Source organism: Herpetosiphonaceae bacterium, from assembly GCA_036374795.1.
GTDB lineage: Bacteria > Chloroflexota > Chloroflexia > Chloroflexales > Kallotenuaceae > LB3-1.
The window spans coordinates 1-18,469 of record DASUTC010000220.1 but is presented as its reverse complement, the minus strand read 5'-3'; the positions used below and the strand labels follow the sequence as shown (position 1 = coordinate 18,469).

Sequence of the window (18,469 nt, the reverse complement as noted above, 5' to 3'; positions counted from 1 at the left end):
TGTGAAGTGCGTGCAAGTTCCACGTTGTGGAAACCGAACCTCAGATCATCGAGCAGTACATCAAGGCCGGTAAGGCGCGGCTGATCTACCGTCATCTGCTTCAGCTTGGGGAGGGCTCGCAGGTGTTGGCGGAAGCATCGGAGTGTGCCGGGGCGCAGGCGTCGTTCTGGGAGATGCGTGAGCTGATCTACAGGCGGCAAGACCAACTCTATAGCGCGACCGGCTTCGCGGCGCTGGAGCCGCTGGTGACAGAGTTGGGCCTCGACGCGAGCCAGTTTCGGCAGTGCATGGAGCAGGGGCAGTTCCAGGCCCAGGTACGCGATGATTATGCCTCGGCGCAGCGCGAAGGCGTGACAAGCCGCCCCGTGATGGACATCAACGGCACGCGAATCGTCGGGGCGCTGCCATTTGCACGCTACCAGCAGGTGGCTGATGCTGTGCGCTAGGTGAATCGCTGTCACTTCAGGATGGATCGCCTGCCGAATATGATTGCGAGGGCGTATGCACTAGGCCCTACCAGTTAATTCTACCTGGCAACGCGGCGCAGCACGCCGAGCGTCTCCTGCGCCGCGCGCTCCCAGGAGAAGCGCCGCGCCTGCGCCAGGCCCTTCGCGCGCATCTCGTCACGTAGCGCGGCGTCGTCTGTCACGCGCATCAGCGCATCGGCCATTCGTGCCGCGTCGGTCGCAGGCACGATCAGCGCGGCATCGCCCGCAACCTCGATCGATGCGCCCGCGTCCGAGGCGACAACCGGCGTGCCGACCGCCATCGCCTCAAGCAGCGGCAGGCCGAAGCCCTCGTAGAGCGAGGGATAGACGAAGGCACGCGCCGCAGCGTAGTACACCTGTAGCTCGTCGCGGGGAATAAACCCGATAAAGCGCACGTCCTGCTCTAGCCCAAGGTCACGCACCAGCGCAAAGATCTCGTCGTAGAGCCAGCCTTTACCGCCGCCGATCAGCAGGGGCAGATCAAGCCGATCTCTGGCCTGGGCGTAGGCTCGGATCAGCGTCGCAATATTTTTGCGCGGCTCAAGCGTGCCCACGCTAAGCAAAAAGCGCGGCGGCAAGCCTTTCTGCTGCCGAAAGCGCTCGATCGTCGCCTCGTCGACCGGTGCGAACTCGGCTTTGCGTCCGTTGGGCACGGCGGTGACGCGATCCGGCGGCACGTTGAGCAGCTCAAGCACCTCGCGGCGGGTAAACTCGGAGACTGTGATCACATGCGCGGCGTGTCTGACCGATAGCCGGGTCAGCAGGCTTAGGTAGCGGCGCTTGGCCGGTCTGTGCAGGTTGAAGCGCAAAAACGCCAGATCGTGAACCGTTACCACCGTCGGGCACGGCGCGAGCAGCGGAACGACGTTCAGCGGGCACAGCAGCACGGCGGGACGGTCGTGGCGCAGCACGGCGGGCGCGACGATCTGCTCCCACGCGATGCGCGCGAGCGGATTGGTTGTCGGCAGGCGGCTAGGATGCAGCGCCACGTGGGCGGGCGCGTCCAGCAAGGCGCGCGTCACGCCGGGCGGAGCATAGACCGTCCAGCGATCGTCGGGCGTAATCGTCCAGAGCTGGCGCATGATCCGATCAATGTACTCGCTGACGCCGGCCTGACGATAGCCGGGCTGCGGGCTGAGCAGATGGGCGTTGAGTGCGAAATGCATATTCCTCGATCGATGGCAAACGATGAGGGTTAGAAGTTGAGACTTCTAACCCCTAACCGCTGATCCCTTTGTTCTGCGCCCCCGGCGGCGCTCACGGCGTTTGCGCGTAGGTCGGCGACGGGATCACGCCCCACAGGTCGCGCGGCCAGTACGAAACCCACGCCTTGCCGACGATGCGGTCGAGCGGCAGGCCAGGCGGCGCGGGCCAGGTGCGCGAGTCCTGGCTATTGCTGCGGTGATCGCCCATCACGACGACGCTGCTTTCGGGCACGCGGTACGGCTCGCAGAGCTGCCCGCCGAGACAGTCGGTTGACTCGGTGAGATAGCCGCCGTTCTGCTTGCTTTCTTCGAGCGGCTTGTTGTTGATATAGACCTTGCCGTCCTTGACCTGCACGATCTCGCCGGGTAGCGCGATCACGCGCTTGATGTAATCGACGGAGTTTCCTTCGTAATCCCCGTTGGGCGCTTCCAGCACCACCACATCGCCGCGCTGCGGCATGCGGAAGGGATAGATCACCTTGGGCTCCAGATCGCTGTTGCCGGGCAGCAGCCGCAGCGGCGCGTTCATGTCGAAGTGGAAGAAGATGATCTTGTTGACGAAGATATATTGATCCGACTTGAAGTTTGGCTCCATGCTCTGACCATCGACGCGGAAGTTTTGGATCACGCCGCGCATGATGAAGAAGACGAGCAGAATGAACAGGACGGTTTCGATCAGTTCACGAGCCGTTGTGCTGACAGAAGGGACCGAATCGCCCTCATCCTCATCCAAAGGCTCCCACGGTCGTTCTCCCAGGCGCTGGGATTCTTCGGCCTGAGTCTGCATAGTCTGATGGTTCATAGAAAGGCGGACCTTTATGCAACGTTATTGCGAATTATAATAACAGACAACACGTTTGCCTACCCTCGTATAGTGTACCTGCTTGTGGAGCATTTTGCATGCATTCGAGCATTCTCCAAACCCCGCTCGCCGACAATCGCATCCGGTGCGACGTTTGTCAATGGCGCTGCGAGCTCGCCGTCGGTGACGTTGGCCGTTGTCGCGTCCGCTCTCATCATGACAACGCGGTCATCGTCGATGCTTACGGTTTGGTGAGCGCCGCCACGATTGGCCCGATCGAAGACCACCGCCTGTGGCATTTCTTCCCCGATGCCCAGGTCTTTTGCATCGGCGGCTATGGAACGCCGCTCGCGCCGCCCGATGTTCCCGATACCGCGCTGCCTCATGCCATCGCTGCCGCGAACGCGCGCGAGCTAACGCCTGAGCGCGTGGTTGAGTTTGCACAGCAGCGGTTGTGCCGTGGAATCCTCTGGACCTTTGGCGATCCGTCCGTGGCGTATGAGTGGACGCTGGATGGGATCAAGCTTGGACGTGCCGCCAGCCGCTTCACGTCGATCGCGACGACCGGCTACTTCAACCCTGAGCTGTTCGCGCAGATGGCTCCATATCTCGACGGCATGCGCCTCGACGTGTACGGCTTTAGCGCGCAATCCTACCAGACGCTCACCGGCTTCGACGATTGGCAATCGGTCTTCAAGATCGCCGCCGAGGCCCGCCAGCGCTGGAATATTCATGTCGAGGTGGCACTCCACGTGACAGCCGGGGTCAACGATAGCGATGCCGAAGTTACCGCGCTGTCGAAGTGGATGCGCGTCGCGCTCGGCTCGCTCACGCCGCTGCATCTGCTGTCGAGCCGGCTGAGCGACACACCACCCGACGAGGCGACCTTCCAGCGGCTGCACAGCACGGCCAAAGCGGCGGGCGTCGGCTTTGTGTACGGCCCCGCGTCGCATCAGGTGACGCGCTGCCCGCAATGCACCTGGGTGGTGATCGAGCGCACCGACGGCCCGACCCAGCTTACGGGCGTGATCGACGACACCTGCGAGGGCTGCCACACGCCGCTAGGTCTGCGGACCTCGCTCTTTCGCCGCAACGTGCGCTACGAGGTAGTGAGCTGATCAGCCGGGAACAGCCAGAGCTTGTGAGATGATCAGCGGCGGTCAATCGGTATCTTCAGCGATTGATCGCCGTTTATATCTGTGGGCTTAACAAAAGAACAAAAGAACAAAGCACCGGGTGCCATGCGGGTACTATGCCCAGAGGGCACCCGCATGGCACCCGGCATGGGCACCCCGCGCACAAAGCGAGAACCAGGCACACGCTGCTTTCCCGCTGCTGTACAGTGGGAAAGGGCCGGGGGTGAGGGCCTGAACACGGAACTCGAAACTTTGAACTCGGAAGCAACGAAGACGCTACGCCTGATGCAACGTTTCAGCAGTGTGTCGCATGACGCAGAAAGGGTAGTATTCCTGGCGGTTGACTTTTTTGTGAAAGCTGTCTCAAAGTGATGGTATAATCCCGCTGGCACATCGGTTGCTATTAGAACAGCAGCGGATGTACAAGCTTTGGATGATGTAGGGGTACTATGTCAATCGACGTTGCTCTGGTCATATGGCCGCTGTTGATGGTCCTTTCAGCGCTGGTTCCGGTGCTGCTAGGGCTGCGCGACTATCGCCGATCGCGATGACAGCGAGTTGTTCCGACGGGTGTCCTCATTTATTTGTCGGCTATTATCCTGGAAGCGGACCATGTGGTCCGTTTCTCTGTTTAAGCTATGACGACAGGCAATCTATGGCGCTTGCTGGTCATGCTGCCGCGCTCCGGCGCGGAAAATATGGCGATCGATCAGGCAATCACCGATCTCTATGCGGCTGAGCAGGTGCCGACGCTACGCTTTTATCGCTGGACTCCCGCCTGTTTGTCGCTTGGACTGGGGCAGCGCCTGGAGCGGGATGTCGATCAGGCGGCGTGTGCTGAGCTAGGCATCGATATTGTGCGGCGGCCAACCGGCGGACGGGCAATCCTGCACGATCAGGAGGTGACGTACTCGCTGGTGGCGGCGAGCGATGATCCGCTCGTGTACGCTGGCAGTATCGTCCAGTCGTACCGCGCGATTAGCCATGCGCTGTGCGCGGGATTGGCGCAGCTGGGGATCGCGCCCGAACTGGCTCCGGCTCCGTCGGCCCGCAGTGCGAAATCCGCCGCCTGCTTCGACCTGCCGAGCGATTACGAGATTACGCTCAGCGGGCGGAAGCTGGTGGGCAGCGCCCAGGCGCGACAGCAGGGTGCTGTGCTTCAGCACGGCTCGATCCTGCTCCACGCCGACGCCGAGGCATGGACGCGGGCGCTGAAGCTGCCGCCATCCCTGGACGGCCTGGCGCTGGCCCGGCGCTTGATCGCGCTCGATGAGGCGCTGGGCTACACGCCCTCGTTCGATGCTGTGGTGGCCGCGCTGATCCGTGGCTTCGAGCAGTGCTGGCAGATTGTGCTGGTGCCCGGAGCGCTGACGCCTGCCGAAGAGCACCGCGCGGCGGAGCTGCTCTCCGACAAATACGGGCATCCCGCATGGACCACGCGGCGGTGATGCTTGGCGCTATTCGTCGCGAGCGGCGCGTAGCGTCAGCTCGGTTGCTTCGGGCGGGCAGCCCAGCCGGAATGGTAATCCGCCCAGACCGCGCGAGACGTACAGCCACATCGGCCCGACACGCTGCAAGCCTCGGAAGTAGCGGAAGCCATGTCGCGGCAAGAAGAGCGGGCCGAGCAGCGGAACGGCGAAATGGCCTGCGTGCGTATGGCCCGAAAGCTGAAGCGCAGGGCCGTACGGCGCGATCTCGTCGGCGATGTCCGGCTCGTGCGCCAGCACCACGACGGTCGCGTCCACCGGAATCCGGCTCAGCGCCAGCTCCAGATCGTGCTGGTCTTCCCACACACAGTCTACCCCGACGAGATACAGGCTGGCTCCGCCGATGTCGATGCGCCGCCGCTCGTTTCGCAGCAGCTCGATGCCGTGATCGGTGAGCGCCCGCTCGACAGCGCCGCTATTCGTCCAGTAATCATGGTTGCCCAGGATCGCATACACCCCGTAGCGCGCCTCGATACCCTGCAAGCACTCGTGGAGCAGCGGCACGTCGTGGCTGTCGTTGACGAAGTCGCCGGTCAGGACCACTAGATCGGCCTGCCGCTGCCGGGTCCAGGCTACCGCGCGCCGCAGATTGGCGACGGTAAATGCCGCGCCCAGGTGAAAATCGCTCAGTTGAACGATGGTGAAGCCATCCAGCGCTGGCGGCAGACCGGCGACCGGAACGGTGATACGCTCGAAGATCAGTTGGCGCGCTTGAGCGACGGCGACGATCAGCGCCGCAGCGCCAGGTATGACTCCGCCTGCCAGGAGCAACGGCAGCCGTCGTCCGCGCGGGATGCGGCTGAGCGCCGCCAGCAGGCCGAGCGCCGCCAGGCACGCGGCCCACAGCCAGCGCAGGTTGATCAGCACGCGGAATGAAGCGGGCTTGCCGTCTGTTGGAATCCGCCAGCCAAAACGCGGCTCGTGCTCTGCCCGTGCAGGCGGCCTATCTGTGATTAGCTCTTGATCGATCATACGTTTTCGATTCGCTTGCGCATCGATCCTGTGATCTTATTGACATAATAAGTAATGGGCGCACAGGGTGCGCCCGACGGTCGATGCCTCGATTGTCTAATGATGCCGTGCCGCCTTACGATCCAATGACTTGCAGGTTGAATTGGAGCGGCTCCCTGCGTGCCGCGCGCTGCACGCCCTGGGTCATAATGTTGACATTGTGCTTCATCAGCTCGATGTACGAGTTATCGGCGAGCGGATTGAGCACGCCATCGGGCTGGCGCAGCCCCAGCAGCCGCTGCCGCTCCGACTCGCTCAAAAACTGATCGACAAAGAGCGGCGTCACAGCCGGGATCGTCGGCTCGAACGTGCTGATCGTCACGGTGGTGCGCAGGTTGATCGCGTAGTGCTGCGCAAAATAGTGCCAGGAGCGATCGACGGCCTGAAGCGCGAGAAGCTCCTTAGTACCGGCTCTGACACGCGGCCAGCCTCGGATCTGCCGCTTGATCCAATTGTCGAGGTTTTCAAGCTCGCCGTTGTACTGATCGGCGTTGCGCCGGTACGCCAGCAGGTTGTCCAGATCGGCGCGCGTAAACGTATCGGCGATCAGCATCACCGCCTGCTGAGCCATCGTCGGGCCGGGATCAAGCCAGAGGTAGGGCGAAACGACCGACGGCGGGATATAGATCTGCTCGATCTCGGATTTTTCGCCGCCGCGCTCTTCGCCCTCCAGCGGCGTGCGCACGATCGCGTGCGTGCCGTTATTGCGCACACCCAGGTACTGCGACAGATCCAGCGTCACCCGTGGCGGCGACATGCTCTCGGCCAGCGCCTGATCGAGCCACGGCTCAAGCTCATACCCGTTGAGCAGCAGCACATCCGCCCTGTCGATCGCCGCACGATCGCGCTGGGTCAAGACATACGTCTTTGGGTCGATCCCCGCCGGCACGATCTGCGTCACCTGGACATGCTCGCGGCCAACCTGCCTTGCCCAGTCGGCGAGCGGCGCGAGCGTGGCGACGACGTTGAGCGACGGACGCGCGGAAGCGGCCTGTCCACATGCTGCAAGGAGCGGCCCGCCGATCAGCAGGATCAGCAGCAGCGCCGAGACGCGCCGCCAGCGGCCTGAGCGCAATGGAGTGTGCTTAGGTGTTTCCATAGCGTAGTCCGGCAAACACATCGTCTTCTTCACCTTCGTCGACCGGAACCCGCGAGGCGATACGGATAAAATGCTCAACGTTGAACAGCTCATCGCGCAGATCTTCCGGCACGGCCAGCCAGAGCCAGTCGGGGCGAATCTGCGTGCGATGCTCGCGCAGCGCGGCCAGCTTTTTCGGCAGATACGCATGGACATCGACGGCCGTCGTGTTGCGCGGATCGTCGACATAGCGGCTGCCATCGAAGCCCTCTTCGTCCATCGGCGTTTTCAGGCCGCGCTCATGCATTGCCTGCCAGGCGCTCAGCCAGAGCGCGCGCCGGAACGAGATATAGTAGAGCTTTGAGGGCGTCCACGGCGATCCCGCCGCAGGGTATCGGGCGGGATCGCCCGCGGCGTCGAACGCGGCGACCGTGATCTTGTGGGCCATAATATGGTCGGGATGTCCGTACCCGCCATGCTCGTTATAGGTCATCAGCACGTGCGGACGATGCTTCCGCACCAGTTGCACCAGCCGCTCGGTCGCCTCATCGAGATCGGCCTGGGCAAAACATTCGGGGTGCTCGTTGCTTGGCCTGCCAGCCATGCCCGAGTCGCGGTAGGGCAGCAGCTCAAGATGGGTAATGCCCAGATGCTCGACCGCCGCCAGCAGCTCTTCGCGCCGGATCTCGGCCAGCCGCGCGCGATTTTCTTCTGTATCCAGATCCGGCAGCACGATCTCGCCCTCCTCACCCAGCGTACAGGTGACGAGAATGGTTGTGTGGCCCTCCGCGCTGTAGCGAGCCAGAATGCCACCGGTTCCAATCGCTTCGTCGTCGGGATGTGCGTGGACGATCATTAAGCTCAACGATTCACTCATTGTACGATTCCTATATTCCTTGTAGGCTCATCTGTCCTTACACGAACTGTGCCTGCGTTAAACAACAACCGAGCCCACAACTGGGCTCGGTCGCATTATATCACTCTCTGTGCGGGGCTGTCAGCGCTAGGGCGGCGTCGGCAGATCGGCGGCGGTAAAGCCGTCGGGCAGCAGCTCGCGGGGCGTGGTGCGCCGCTCATCGCCGCGTATATTCGCCAGCAGCACCGGCAGATCCGGCGCAAGCTCATGTAGTGCCTGGCGGCACATGCCGCAAGGCGGTACGGGCCGATCCGAATCGGCGATCACCGCCATCGCCAGGAACTCGTGCTCACCAGCGGCCACGGCGGCAAAGAGCGCCGTCCGCTCCGCGCACATGCAGACCGGATAGGCTGCGTTCTCGACGTTACAGCCGGGATAGATCTTGCCCGATCCGCACAGCAGCGCCGCGCCAACCGGATATTTCGAGTAGGGCACGTATGCCCGTCCACGTGCGATCCGCGCTATGCCCAGCAGCCCGTGCAAGTCAATGTCCTGCATCGCCCACTCCTTGAATGACGGCTTCTTCCGGCTCCCTGGTGTGCAAGACCAGTTGCAGCTTTTCGGGGCGTAGCCCCTGTACTGATTGCACGGTGATCGTGACATCGCCTACGTCGACGCTATCGCCGACCCTGGGGATCGTACCGAGCTTTTCGTAGACCAGCCCGCCGACGCTATCGCCCTCGTCGGTTTCAAGGTTCAGGCCAGTCTCGGCGTTCAGGTCGTCCAGCGAGACACGCGCATCGACGATCCAGGTGTCGGTCGCGAGATGCTGCACCAGCGGCTCCTCGACATCGTACTCATCCTGGATCTCGCCGACGATCTCTTCGAGCAGGTCCTCGATCGTCACCAGGCCCGCCGTCCCGCCGTACTCGTCGACGACGATCGCCAGGTGAACCTTGCGACTCTTCAGATTGCGTAGCAGATCATCGACTTTCATCGTTTCGGGCACGAAATAGACCGGACGCAGCAGCTCACGGATCGGCACGTCCAGCCGACCGTCGCGCAGCAGCGGCAGCATTTCGCGCACGTACAGAATGCCGATGACGCGGTCGATCGTTTCTTCATAGACTGGAATGCGTGAGTGCCCCTCGGACAGGGCGAAGTCAAGCGCCCGGCTGATCGAGCTGTCGGCCTCAAGGCCCGCAATGTCGATGCGCGGCACCATCACCTCGCGGACGAGCGTGTCGCCGAAGATTAAGATGCCCTCGATCATCTCGCGCTCTTCTTTTTCGATCAGCCCTTCTTCCTCGCCGACGTTGACCAGCAGCTTCAGCTCTTCCTCCGTCACGAGCGGCGTGCCCGGCTGAGTGCCCAGCATTCTGGCGAAGGGAGTCGCGACCAGCGCCACGATCGCGGTAATCGGGCTGACGAGGATCGAGAGGAAGCTGAGCGGGCGGGCGAGGAGCAGCGCGGTGCGGTCGGGGTGGGTTGTCGCGATCAGCTTGGGCAGCGCCTCGCCGATGATCAGCAGCACCAGCAGCACTGCGACGACGATGGCAAGCCGCTGCCAGAGCGTCGGCGTGTTGACGATCAGCGCCAGCACCAGCGCAGTTGCGCCGCACTTGGCGAACGTATCGAGCGTCAGCGTGGTTGCCTTCAGCCGGGCCGGGTCGTTGAGCAGGTGAGCGATGACGTGAGCACGCGGTCGGCCCTCCGCCAGGAGCGAGTTCAGCCGGTGACGAGATATTGCGGAAAGAGCTGCATCGGCGGCGGAGGAGATTGCCGTCAGAGCAAAGCACAGCACCAGGCCGAGCAGCTCGATAGTAGGTCCAGGGTCCAAGCCAGACTCCTTACTAGGGTTTGGTATCGCAAAGCGCTCCTACAATCGCGCCTGCGTGTCTCTCAAGTTTCAAGTTCCAGGTTTCAAGTTTTGAGTTCTGAGTTGCCCTTGTTCTTTTGTTCTCTTGTTCTTCGGTAGGCCCTCATCCCGGCCTCCTCTCCCATTGCGATATGCGAGGGGGAGCGGCGAGTGCTGTTGTTCTCTGTTCTTTGTTCCTTTGTTCTTTCGCCCCTACATAAACAGCGTGCTGAGCGAGAGATCCTTATGGATACGCATGATCGCCTCGGCAAAGAGCGCGGCGACGCTGATCGTTTTAATCCGCGCCGCGCTGGCCTCGGGCGGAAGCACGATTGTGTTGGTGACGACGATCTCTTCCAGGTGCGAGTCCGCCATCTGGTTGAACGCCGCGCCCGCAAAGATGCCGTGGGTCGCACAGGCGAAGATGCGTGTCGCGCCGCGCTCGTGCAGCGTCTTCGCCGCCTCGACGAGCGTGCCGCCGGTCGAGATCATGTCGTCCACGATGATCGCGGTCTTGCCCTCGACATCGCCGACCATCTCGATCACCTCTGAGACGTCGGGCTCTGGCCGCTGCTTGGCGATGATCGCCAGGCTCGCGCCGATCCGCTCACGGAACTTATTGGCGCGTCCCACGCCGCCCGCGTCGGGCGAGACGGCGACCATGTTGCGCAGCTCTTTCTGGCGGAAGTAATCGACGAGCAGCGGCCCCGCTTGCAGGTGATCCACCGGAATATCGAAGAAGCCCTCGATCGCGGGCGCGTGCAGGTCCATCGTCAGCAGGCGGTGCGCGCCAGCCGTGGCGATCAGGTTGGCGATCAGCTTGGCGGTGATCGGCTCGCGGCCCGTCGTCTTCTTCTCCTGCTTGGCGTAGCCGTAGTACGGCACGACCGCCGTGATGCGCTTGGCCGACGAGCGGCGCATCGCGTCGATCATGATCAGCAGCTCCATCAGGTAATGGTCGACCGGCGCGGACAGCGATTGGATCACGAAGACATCGGAGCCGCGCACGTTCTCTTCGATCTTGATGCGCGTCTCGCCGTTCTTGAACTGGCCTACGAGCGCACGGCCCAGGTTCAGATGCAGATGCGTGGTGATCTCACGTGCCAGCGCGGGATTCGAGTTCCCGGCAAAAACTTGTAATCGTCCGTCCATACTTGCTTGTCGAACCCTCCATGCCGTATGCCCAATGCCTGCTATCTGCTACGATACCAGCGCGCGATCACGTGCTTTCCGGCTCCGTCTGCGCCTCCGTCGGCGCTTGCAGCGGTCGCGCGGGAACACCTACCACTACCGCTCCATCCGGCACATCCTTCGTCACCACCGCGCCTGCGCCGGTCTTCGCGCCCGCGCCGATTTTAACGGGTGCTACCAGCATTGTATCAGAGCCAATCAAGGCCCCCGCTCCGATCTCTGTGCGATGCTTGCGCTGCCCCGGCTGCGCCCGCTTCTCGCCGAAGTTCGCAGTAATCGTGCCCGCGCCGATGTTGACGTTCGGCCCGACGGTCGCGTCGCCGATGTACGAGAAGTGGCCCATCTTGACCCCTTCGTGCAGCGTCGAGCCTTTGACCTCGCCAAAGTTGCCGATATGCACGCCGGAGCCGATCCGCGACCCAGGCCGGATATGCGACATCGGCCCGATGTCCGAGCCGTCTTCCACCACCGAGCCTTCCACGAACGACGCCTTGACCCGGCAGCCAGCGCCGATCTGTGAGTCTTCGATCATGCTGTTGGGGCCAATCACACAGTTCGCGCCGATCACGGTCGCGCCTTTGAGCAGCGTGCCGGGCAGCAAGATCGTATCCTGGCCCACCTGCACGCCCGCATCCACATAGGTGTGGCCTGGATCGACGATTGTCACGCCGCTGCGCATCAGCTCTTGCAGGATACGCGCCCGCATAATCGCCTCCGCCTCGGCCAGCTCGATCCGATCGTTGATGCCCAGCGCCTCGGTCGGATCGTCCAGCTCCACGGCGACGATCACGCCGGGGCCGCGCTCGGCGACCGCCATCGCCACCAGATCGGTCAGGTAGTACTCCTGCTTGACCGGGCTGGGCGTGAGCTGCCGGAGGTGCTCCCAGAGCCAGGCCGCATCGTAGGCCACCACGCCCTGGTTCACCTCGCCGATGCGCCGCTGCTGCGGCGTCGCGTCGCGCTCTTCGACCACTCCCAGCACATGGCGGCGCTCGTCGCGCAGAATGCGACCGTAGCCGGTTGGACGCTCCGCGCGGAAGGTGGTGATCGCGCCGAGCACATCCGGCTGATCGAGCGCCGCCAGCAGGCGCTGCGCCGACTCTGGCCGCAGCAGCGGGTCGGCGCCGTACAAGACCAGCACCCGATCGACCTTGCCGTCGAGCAGCGGCTGCGCCTGCAACAGCGCGTGGCCGGTTCCACGGCGCTCGGCCTGGACGGTGTAGCTGTAGCGCTCGCCCCAGCGCTGCCGCAGTTGGTCGATCGTGTCCGGCGCGAGCACCAGGGCCGTCTCAGCCGCGCCCAGGGCATGGCTCAGCTCAAGCACGTGCTCGACCAGCGGCTTTCCGACGATGGGATGCAAGATTTTGGGTAGCGCCGATCGCATGCGCGTGCCTTCGCCCGCAGCCAGGATCACGACGCCTAATCGATGTGCTGTTGTTGTCATATACAAGAAAAAGCAGCGAAATGGCTCAGCATTTCACTGCAACAGCGTGCCCCCTCTGGCATAGATGCCGGTAGGGGGCCTCGCGCGATACTCGGTTGTGCGTGCAACTTCATCAGTGCGAATGTCGCGAGAGGGTTGCTCCGCTCTACGTGTGCTGGCTGGCGGACCAGGATTCGAACCTAGATTAACGGATCCAAAGTCCGCTGTCCTACCATTGGACGATCCGCCATTGTTTGCCAAACTTCTGCGGATCAGTGTAAAGTGTTTTGCCACTATCCATATCACCGCAAGCGAGGACGCATTATACCAGATTCGCGCGCTCCGATCAAATCCGCAGCACGGCTGTGCCTGATTCGCATCTGTCGCTCTGACGGTGAACGTTTCTCTACATCGCGAGAATGCATCTTTCCGTAGGCGATTGTCGCTCCGATCCACAATAGCACAACTCCCCATCATCTATAAACACCTACCTAGTGGGGAAGCGCCTCCACGAATCGAGTGAAATTGAGGAAGGATCAGGGGAGCATTCAGTGTTCTTCTCGACTCGTGCATCCAGCGCGATCGAATGGAAGGAAGTTCTACCACCTGGAGGTGTGTGATGGTCAGCCGACGACGGTTTTTGAAACTAGGCGCGGCAGTTGGCGCAGGGCTGCTGATGCCGCGTGCGTGGTACGCCTCGCAGCTTGCTGCGGCCACGCCTCACGTCCCTGGCTTGTTCCCGATGCTCGATCCGACGACGCTCACCAAGTACCTCGACCCGCTGCCACTTCCGGGTGTGCTCCAGCCGGTCGGGAAGGCCAAGGGCGGAAGCTACTACATTGTGCAGATGAATCAGGCGATCCAGCAGCTTCACGCGCAGCTCGCGCCCACAACTGTCTGGGGATACAACGGTCTTTATCCCGGCCCGACGCTTGAAGCGCGGACCAATCAGCCGGTAACGGTAAAGTGGATCAATAATTTGCCCGCCGCCCATCTGCTGCCGGTCGATACGACCCTGGGCGGGACTAACATGGGCGAGCCAGCGGTGCGCACCGTGGTTCATCTCCACGGCGGGCATGTGCCGCAGGCGGTGGATGGCTATCCCGAAGATGCGTTTGTTCCCGGCGGCTCGGCGACCTATATCTATCCCAATGCGCAGCACGCTTCGACGCTCTGGTATCACGATCACGCCCTGGGTATCACGCGGCTCAACGTGTACGCGGGACTGGCTGGCTTCTGGCTGCTGCGCGATGCCGTCGAGGATAGCCTTAATCTGCCGCGTCGGGCATATGAGATCCCGATCGTGATTCAGGATCGCGCGTTCAACGCCGATGGCTCGCTCTTCTATCCGACCGGGCCTGATGAGCATGTGGAAAGCGCTCTGCCGATGCCGTCGATCGTGCCGGAGTTCTTCGGCGATACGATCCTCGTCAACGGCAAGGTCTGGCCGTTCCTTGAGGTCGAGCCGCGCCGATACCGCTTCCGCATCTTGAACGGCTCGAACTCGCGCTTCTACAATCTCGCGCTTGGCGGCGTCACCTTCCGGCAGATTGGGTCTGAGGGCGGCCTGCTTCCGGCACCTGTCGATCTGACCGAGATCTTGCTCGCGCCAGGCGAGCGCGCCGATGTGCTCGTCGATTTCGCGGCCTACACCGGCCAGACGCTGCTTATGACCAACAGCGCCTCGGATGGGCCGTTCACGGGCCTGGGCAACGATCCGCCCGCCGAGCCGGCGACGACCGGCCAGATCATGCAGTTCCGTGTCACCAGGCCGCTCCAGGGCAGCGATACCAGCTCATGGCCGACCACGCTGCCGCCGTTCCAGTATCTCAGCGAAGCCTCGGCGGTGCAGGAGCGTTTTCTGACGCTGAATGAGGGCGAGGACGATTATGGGCGGCTGATGCTGCTGATCGACAACAAAGGCTGGCATGAGGTTTCGGAGTATCCCGTGCTGGGCACGACCGAGATCTGGAGCTTTGCTAACGTCACGCCCGACACGCATCCGATCCACCTGCATCTGGTCCAGTTCCAGATCCTCGATCGGCAGCAGTTTAACCTGAAACATTATGAGAAGACCGGTAAGGTTGTGTTCATCGGCCCGCGTATGCCGCCGGATGCCAATGAGCGCGGCTGGAAGGATACCGCGCGGATGAATCCGGGCGAGGTGACGCGGATCATCATGCGCTTTGAGGATTACACGGGCTTCTATCCGTATCACTGCCACATTCTGGAGCACGAAGATCACGAGATGATGCGCCAGTTCCAGGTGGTCGCCGGGATGTAGCATGCGCTCGTCGTACAAACGCACGACAGCCAGGCAAACACGCCTGGCTGTCGGAATTTGATACAGGATACTATTTAATCGTTGGTGGGCGTTGGCTGCTGCCTGCGCGAGGTGAAGAGGCCGAACAGCGCGCGAAACGGCCAGGTCAGCCAGCGGATCGGATAGAGCAGCAGCGCGGCGATTTTCAAGAGCGGCGTCCAGATGACGTTGATCGGCCTGAGCCAGCTCACCCGCGATAGCAGGATCGTCAGGACGAGGATCATCAGCGTGATACCGAACTGCTGCACCTCGGCGTTGATCGGCAGGCCGCCCACGTAGAAGGTTTGGAAGTGGATATGAAACAGATCGTCGAGCAGCAGCTCAACGCTGATCGCCAGGATCAGCAGGTAGGCCGCGATTTCGAGATTCGGCTCCCAGGCGATCATCCGGCTAAAGATACTCGCCGCGAAGCGCATCAGCACAATGCCGATCGCCACGCCCAGCAGCACCACCCAGTACTCGTCTGAGAGCGCGACCGCCGCCACGACGTTATCCAGGCTGAACGCCAGGTCGGCCAGCTCAACCCGAAACACCACACCCCAAAAGCTGGTCGACTCGGCTTCCTGATGCAGCATCTCCTCCGCGTCGCCCTCGGCCTCTCCCAGGTGGCCCAGATATTCGATCGCCAGGTAAAGCAGGTAGAGCGCGCCGATCAGCCGCAGCCAGGAATTCTGAATCACAATCGTCGCCAGCACCAGCATCAGGGCGCGCCCAAGGTACGCACCCAGCAAGCCAACTTTGAGCGCCGCGTCGCGCTGCATGCCTAGAGACTTGTCGAGCACACGCCCGATGCCGCGCAGCGCTCGCGGCCACGGCACCGGCTTGTCGTCCGGCAGCGGCGCGACCATCGCCCCAAGTACCGCCGCATTGTCCAGCGATAAAATGCCTTCGAGAAAAATGAGCTGAATAATGATCAGAATAACGCCTGCATCCATGCTTGGTGTTGCCTTTGCTAAAACTTAACCCACGAAACCCTGCATATGATACACTGTTTCGCAGCAGAGTGTGTCTGCCCGGTTGTCCTACTTCTGAAGGAGAGAAGCGCTTTGAGGCTTATGGTGCTTCAGGGAGGGTAAGCACAGCCATTCGCCAGCGGATGTACCTGAGGCGAATGGGACTTCCCCGCTATCGGCAAATAGCCGTGTTCGGGCTAGATTCAGGCGTACATGCGGAGCCTATGGCGCTCGTCGATGCCGGGCACCGACACGAGCTAATACCACACTTAATCAGCATTACGGAAGATTTGTATGCCCAATGATGATGCTTCGGCACCCTTAACGCAACAGGTGCTCCATGCCCTGCGAACCGCCGACTCGCGAGGCTCGAACTTGAACGATGAGCAACTTCACGCTGCGGCTGCGCAGATCGTGGAGCAGTTCCAGGCGTACCAGAATCGGCCTCATGCTTTGGACGCGCAGGCCCTCGGCTCGCGGCTGGCCGGGCAGGGCCTAAGCCTCCAGGCGTTTATTCGGGCTGGCCGTGCGCTCAAGCCGGATCTTGCTACCGCGAGCGCTCAAGATGGCGATGTCCGCTGGGACTATCTATCGACGGTTCTGGAAGGCTATGTCGAGGAAACCAAGCGCGCGGCCCAGGAGGCGACGATCGCCGAGATCCGGGCGACCCAGCGCCGCGAAGATCAACTGCGCGCCGTGATTCAGGAGCTTTCGACGCCGATTATCCCGATCTATCGTGGCGTGCTGGTGCTGCCGCTGGTCGGCGCGATCGACTCGCTGCGCTCGCAGGAGATTACGGAGCGTCTGCTCGAAGAGATCGTGCGCCAGCAGGCCGATATGGTCATTATCGACATCACCGGCGTCTCGGTGGTCGATACCTCCGTCGCCAACCACCTGATTATGACGGCGCAGGCGGTCAATCTGCTCGGCTCGCGTGTGATCTTCACCGGCATCAGCAGCACGATCGCCCAGACGATCATCCAGCTCGGCGTCAACCTGGGCGATGTGATCACGCTGAATAATCTTCAGGCGGGTATGCTCTACGCGCTGCAACAGCTTGGCCTTGGCATCACCGAGCTGGCTCCCTCCGTCTAAGCCCGCTGCTCAAGCAGCGATCGATGAGCGCCGCCGGATCATGCATTCGGCGGCGCTCGTTCATACCCTGGGCATTCGGCGTATAACGCTAAGGGCGAGACATCAATGTGTCTCGCCCTTAGCGTTGGCGCTAGCTGCCGCCAACACCTTCTGTCACACGCTCAAAAACTCCGCTGATGTTCGTACCCAGTACCGCGAGGATGCCAATGACGGCCACAGCAATTAGGACAAGAACAAGTGCATATTCCACAAGACTCTGGCCCTCCTCGCGGGTGAAGAAGCTACGCAGCATGTATATCACCTGCTTCCGTGTGAGTGTATTGCAGTGCGGGAACGTATAGCTATATAGTACTACATCACAGGTCGCTCTTGCTAGGATAAACAAGGACAGGCTCGTCCATATCACGCTCAAGCTACGATCCGCAGCGCCTTTAGGTTGCGCCTGATTTCGAGGCGCATAACACAAACGAGGACGCAATCGCGCCCTCGTTGAAAAGAAATGCTCAAGAATAGCTACGGCCAGCTTTCGACGACCAACGTGAACAGATCCGAAACCGTGATCCCAAACGCCGATACGGCTGCGATCACTGCGATCGCGATCAGCAAGATGATCAAGCTGTACTCGACGAGACCCTGGCCCTCTTCACGAGCAAAAAAGGTGTGTAGCATGGGCTGCCTCGGTTCGTAAAACGGATGGGCCTGATAAGATAAACAAAGCAGGGACGCGACTACGCCCCTGCTTTGCTTCGTCCTTCACTGGCGTTATTGCGTCAGCGCACCATTGATGGTTTCAAAAACGCTGGAAACCTGCTGGCCGAGAAGCGTCAGAATGGCGATAACGACAATTGCGATCAGAACGAGAATGAGCGCGTACTCGACCAGACCCTGGCCTTCCTCACGGGCGAAGAAGTTGCGAAGCATGACCTTCCTCCTAAAAAAACTATACCGAATGAAAATGAGTGGCGGGGAAGGAACAGCGCACATACTGGCAGGGTGTCGGCGATCAATAGACTTGCTGGCGAGCCCCGCTATTGAGCCAGAGATCATCCTACCTTGCTTCAGTTCCCATCTGCACTCTCGATGGACTAAGCATACGCCCGGCCTGCCCGGCCTACATCGTCAAAAGCGATAGTCATGGATGGGCGAATCCGCGTATCTTTTGGCTGCCGCTCATGGCACTTTTGTGCCGAGCACCGTCGATCGCCGCTGCCTGAAGAAGCAGGCCGGGAAGTCGTAAGGAGATCGCAAACGTATCTGCTGTGGTTCGTGATGGGCCTGGTCCAGCGGGAGCGGAGGCAGCTAGCCGCTATGCCTGGCTGCTGCACGAAGAGCAGCGCGGCGTCGGAGCGGATGATGATGGGAAGGAGGTTAAAAGGAGCAGGGACAGCAATGCTGTCCCTGCGCGGTGGTGTGTGAAAGGCTGAATTACTGGGCCAGGCCGTTGCTGATCGTCTCGAAAACGGTCGAAACCTGGTTGCCGAGGATCGTCAGGATGCCGATAACGACAATAGCGATCAGAACAAGAATAAGTGCGTACTCGACGAGGCCCTGGCCTTCCTCACG

Annotated in this window: 17 protein-coding genes, 1 tRNA gene and 1 pseudogene; 5 read left to right on the top strand and 14 right to left on the bottom strand. The window is 61.7% G+C overall.

Annotated elements, in window-relative coordinates; genetic code table 11:
* Positions 1-23 precede the first annotated feature (23 nt).
* Positions 24-446 (top strand): annotated as a pseudogene (locus tag VFZ66_16345) (thioredoxin domain-containing protein).
* Positions 447-526: 80 nt separating this feature from the next.
* Here the strand turns inward: VFZ66_16345 and VFZ66_16340 are convergent.
* Both VFZ66_16340 and lepB read right to left on the bottom strand, forming a co-directional pair.
* Positions 527-1,654, bottom strand: coding sequence for a glycosyltransferase family 1 protein (locus VFZ66_16340; GenBank protein HEX6290760.1), 1,128 nt, complete (start codon positions 1,652-1,654; stop codon positions 527-529).
* A 91-nt stretch (positions 1,655-1,745) separates the two neighbouring features.
* The gene (gene lepB, locus VFZ66_16335) at positions 1,746-2,495 is read right to left on the bottom strand and encodes a signal peptidase I (protein ID HEX6290759.1); all 750 of its coding nucleotides are present in this window, start codon (positions 2,493-2,495) and stop codon (positions 1,746-1,748) included.
* Positions 2,496-2,746: 251 nt separating this feature from the next.
* Here lepB and VFZ66_16330 point away from each other — a divergent pair, with 251 nt between their 5' ends.
* Positions 2,747-3,613, top strand: a complete 867-nt coding sequence (locus VFZ66_16330; GenBank protein HEX6290758.1) for a hypothetical protein — start codon at positions 2,747-2,749, stop codon at positions 3,611-3,613.
* Between the two features lie 656 nt (positions 3,614-4,269).
* Complete coding sequence (locus VFZ66_16325; protein HEX6290757.1) at positions 4,270-5,079, top strand: lipoate--protein ligase family protein; 810 nt, start codon at positions 4,270-4,272, stop codon at positions 5,077-5,079.
* 9 nt (positions 5,080-5,088) lie between these two features.
* On the opposite strand, the gene VFZ66_16320 is transcribed toward VFZ66_16325, so the two are convergent.
* The 8 genes from VFZ66_16320 to VFZ66_16285 all read right to left on the bottom strand — a co-directional run bounded on the left by VFZ66_16320 (position 5,089) and on the right by VFZ66_16285 (position 12,785).
* Positions 5,089-6,090: a metallophosphoesterase gene (locus VFZ66_16320; protein HEX6290756.1), complete on the bottom strand. Its 1,002-nt coding sequence runs from the start codon at positions 6,088-6,090 to the stop codon at positions 5,089-5,091.
* A gap of 115 nt (positions 6,091-6,205) precedes the next feature.
* The gene (locus VFZ66_16315; protein ID HEX6290755.1) at positions 6,206-7,228 is read right to left on the bottom strand and encodes a metal ABC transporter substrate-binding protein; all 1,023 of its coding nucleotides are present in this window, start codon (positions 7,226-7,228) and stop codon (positions 6,206-6,208) included.
* Positions 7,215-8,084, bottom strand: coding sequence for an N-acetyl-1-D-myo-inositol-2-amino-2-deoxy-alpha-D-glucopyranoside deacetylase (mshB, locus tag VFZ66_16310; protein HEX6290754.1), 870 nt, complete (start codon positions 8,082-8,084; stop codon positions 7,215-7,217). Before mshB ends, VFZ66_16315 begins: the two co-directional genes overlap by 14 nt.
* 126 nt (positions 8,085-8,210) lie before the next feature.
* The gene (locus VFZ66_16305) at positions 8,211-8,621 is read right to left on the bottom strand and encodes a cytidine deaminase (protein HEX6290753.1); all 411 of its coding nucleotides are present in this window, start codon (positions 8,619-8,621) and stop codon (positions 8,211-8,213) included.
* Complete coding sequence (locus VFZ66_16300) at positions 8,608-9,903, bottom strand: hemolysin family protein (GenBank protein HEX6290752.1); 1,296 nt, start codon at positions 9,901-9,903, stop codon at positions 8,608-8,610. Before VFZ66_16300 ends, VFZ66_16305 begins: the two co-directional genes overlap by 14 nt.
* 231 nt (positions 9,904-10,134) lie before the next feature.
* Positions 10,135-11,073 carry a ribose-phosphate pyrophosphokinase gene (locus VFZ66_16295; GenBank protein HEX6290751.1) on the bottom strand — a complete coding sequence of 313 codons (939 nt, stop codon included), beginning with the start codon at positions 11,071-11,073 and terminating at the stop codon, positions 10,135-10,137.
* 67 nt (positions 11,074-11,140) lie between these two features.
* Positions 11,141-12,556, bottom strand: a complete 1,416-nt coding sequence (gene glmU, locus VFZ66_16290; GenBank protein ID HEX6290750.1) for a bifunctional UDP-N-acetylglucosamine diphosphorylase/glucosamine-1-phosphate N-acetyltransferase GlmU — start codon at positions 12,554-12,556, stop codon at positions 11,141-11,143.
* A 155-nt stretch (positions 12,557-12,711) separates the two neighbouring features.
* Positions 12,712-12,785 (bottom strand) — tRNA-Gln (locus VFZ66_16285).
* Between the two features lie 369 nt (positions 12,786-13,154).
* On the opposite strand from VFZ66_16285, the gene VFZ66_16280 reads away from it, so the two are divergent.
* Positions 13,155-14,819, top strand: coding sequence for a multicopper oxidase domain-containing protein (locus tag VFZ66_16280; protein HEX6290749.1), 1,665 nt, complete (start codon positions 13,155-13,157; stop codon positions 14,817-14,819).
* 74 nt (positions 14,820-14,893) lie between these two features.
* Here the strand turns inward: VFZ66_16280 and VFZ66_16275 are convergent, their stop codons facing one another.
* Complete coding sequence (locus VFZ66_16275) at positions 14,894-15,793, bottom strand: tellurium resistance protein TerC (GenBank protein ID HEX6290748.1); 900 nt, start codon at positions 15,791-15,793, stop codon at positions 14,894-14,896.
* A 312-nt stretch (positions 15,794-16,105) separates the two neighbouring features.
* Here VFZ66_16275 and VFZ66_16270 point away from each other — a divergent pair, with 312 nt between their 5' ends.
* Entirely contained in the window at positions 16,106-16,906 is an 801-nt protein-coding gene (locus VFZ66_16270; protein ID HEX6290747.1) for an STAS domain-containing protein, read from the top strand.
* A 130-nt stretch (positions 16,907-17,036) separates the two neighbouring features.
* Here the strand turns inward: VFZ66_16270 and VFZ66_16265 are convergent, their stop codons facing one another.
* The 3 genes from VFZ66_16265 to VFZ66_16255 form a co-directional block, all read right to left on the bottom strand.
* A complete protein-coding gene (locus tag VFZ66_16265; protein HEX6290746.1) occupies positions 17,037-17,198 on the bottom strand; it encodes a Flp family type IVb pilin in 162 nt (53 codons plus the stop codon).
* A gap of 221 nt (positions 17,199-17,419) precedes the next feature.
* Complete coding sequence (locus tag VFZ66_16260; GenBank protein ID HEX6290745.1) at positions 17,420-17,575, bottom strand: hypothetical protein; 156 nt, start codon at positions 17,573-17,575, stop codon at positions 17,420-17,422.
* 93 nt (positions 17,576-17,668) lie between these two features.
* Positions 17,669-17,827, bottom strand: coding sequence for a Flp family type IVb pilin (locus tag VFZ66_16255; protein HEX6290744.1), 159 nt, complete (start codon positions 17,825-17,827; stop codon positions 17,669-17,671).
* Between the last annotated feature and the right edge of the window lie 642 nt (positions 17,828-18,469).

Bases quoted from the DNA above. Each gene is read 5' to 3' on its own strand.
- VFZ66_16340 (HEX6290760.1), bottom strand. From the start codon at position 1,654: ATGCATTTCGCACTCAACGCCCATCTGCTCAGCCCGCAGCCCGGCTAT.
- lepB (HEX6290759.1), bottom strand. From the start codon at position 2,495: ATGAACCATCAGACTATGCAGACTCAGGCCGAAGAATCCCAGCGCCTG.
- VFZ66_16325 (HEX6290757.1), top strand. From the start codon at position 4,270: ATGACGACAGGCAATCTATGGCGCTTGCTGGTCATGCTGCCGCGCTCC.
- VFZ66_16320 (HEX6290756.1), bottom strand. From the start codon at position 6,090: ATGATCGATCAAGAGCTAATCACAGATAGGCCGCCTGCACGGGCAGAG.
- VFZ66_16315 (HEX6290755.1), bottom strand. From the start codon at position 7,228: ATGGAAACACCTAAGCACACTCCATTGCGCTCAGGCCGCTGGCGGCGC.
- mshB (HEX6290754.1), bottom strand. From the start codon at position 8,084: ATGAGTGAATCGTTGAGCTTAATGATCGTCCACGCACATCCCGACGAC.
- VFZ66_16305 (HEX6290753.1), bottom strand. From the start codon at position 8,621: ATGCAGGACATTGACTTGCACGGGCTGCTGGGCATAGCGCGGATCGCA.
- VFZ66_16295 (HEX6290751.1), bottom strand. From the start codon at position 11,073: ATGGACGGACGATTACAAGTTTTTGCCGGGAACTCGAATCCCGCGCTG.
- glmU (HEX6290750.1), bottom strand. From the start codon at position 12,556: ATGACAACAACAGCACATCGATTAGGCGTCGTGATCCTGGCTGCGGGC.
- VFZ66_16280 (HEX6290749.1), top strand. From the start codon at position 13,155: ATGGTCAGCCGACGACGGTTTTTGAAACTAGGCGCGGCAGTTGGCGCA.
- VFZ66_16275 (HEX6290748.1), bottom strand. From the start codon at position 15,793: ATGGATGCAGGCGTTATTCTGATCATTATTCAGCTCATTTTTCTCGAA.
- VFZ66_16270 (HEX6290747.1), top strand. From the start codon at position 16,106: ATGCCCAATGATGATGCTTCGGCACCCTTAACGCAACAGGTGCTCCAT.
- VFZ66_16265 (HEX6290746.1), bottom strand. From the start codon at position 17,198: ATGCTGCGTAGCTTCTTCACCCGCGAGGAGGGCCAGAGTCTTGTGGAA.
- VFZ66_16260 (HEX6290745.1), bottom strand. From the start codon at position 17,575: ATGCTACACACCTTTTTTGCTCGTGAAGAGGGCCAGGGTCTCGTCGAG.
- VFZ66_16255 (HEX6290744.1), bottom strand. From the start codon at position 17,827: ATGCTTCGCAACTTCTTCGCCCGTGAGGAAGGCCAGGGTCTGGTCGAG.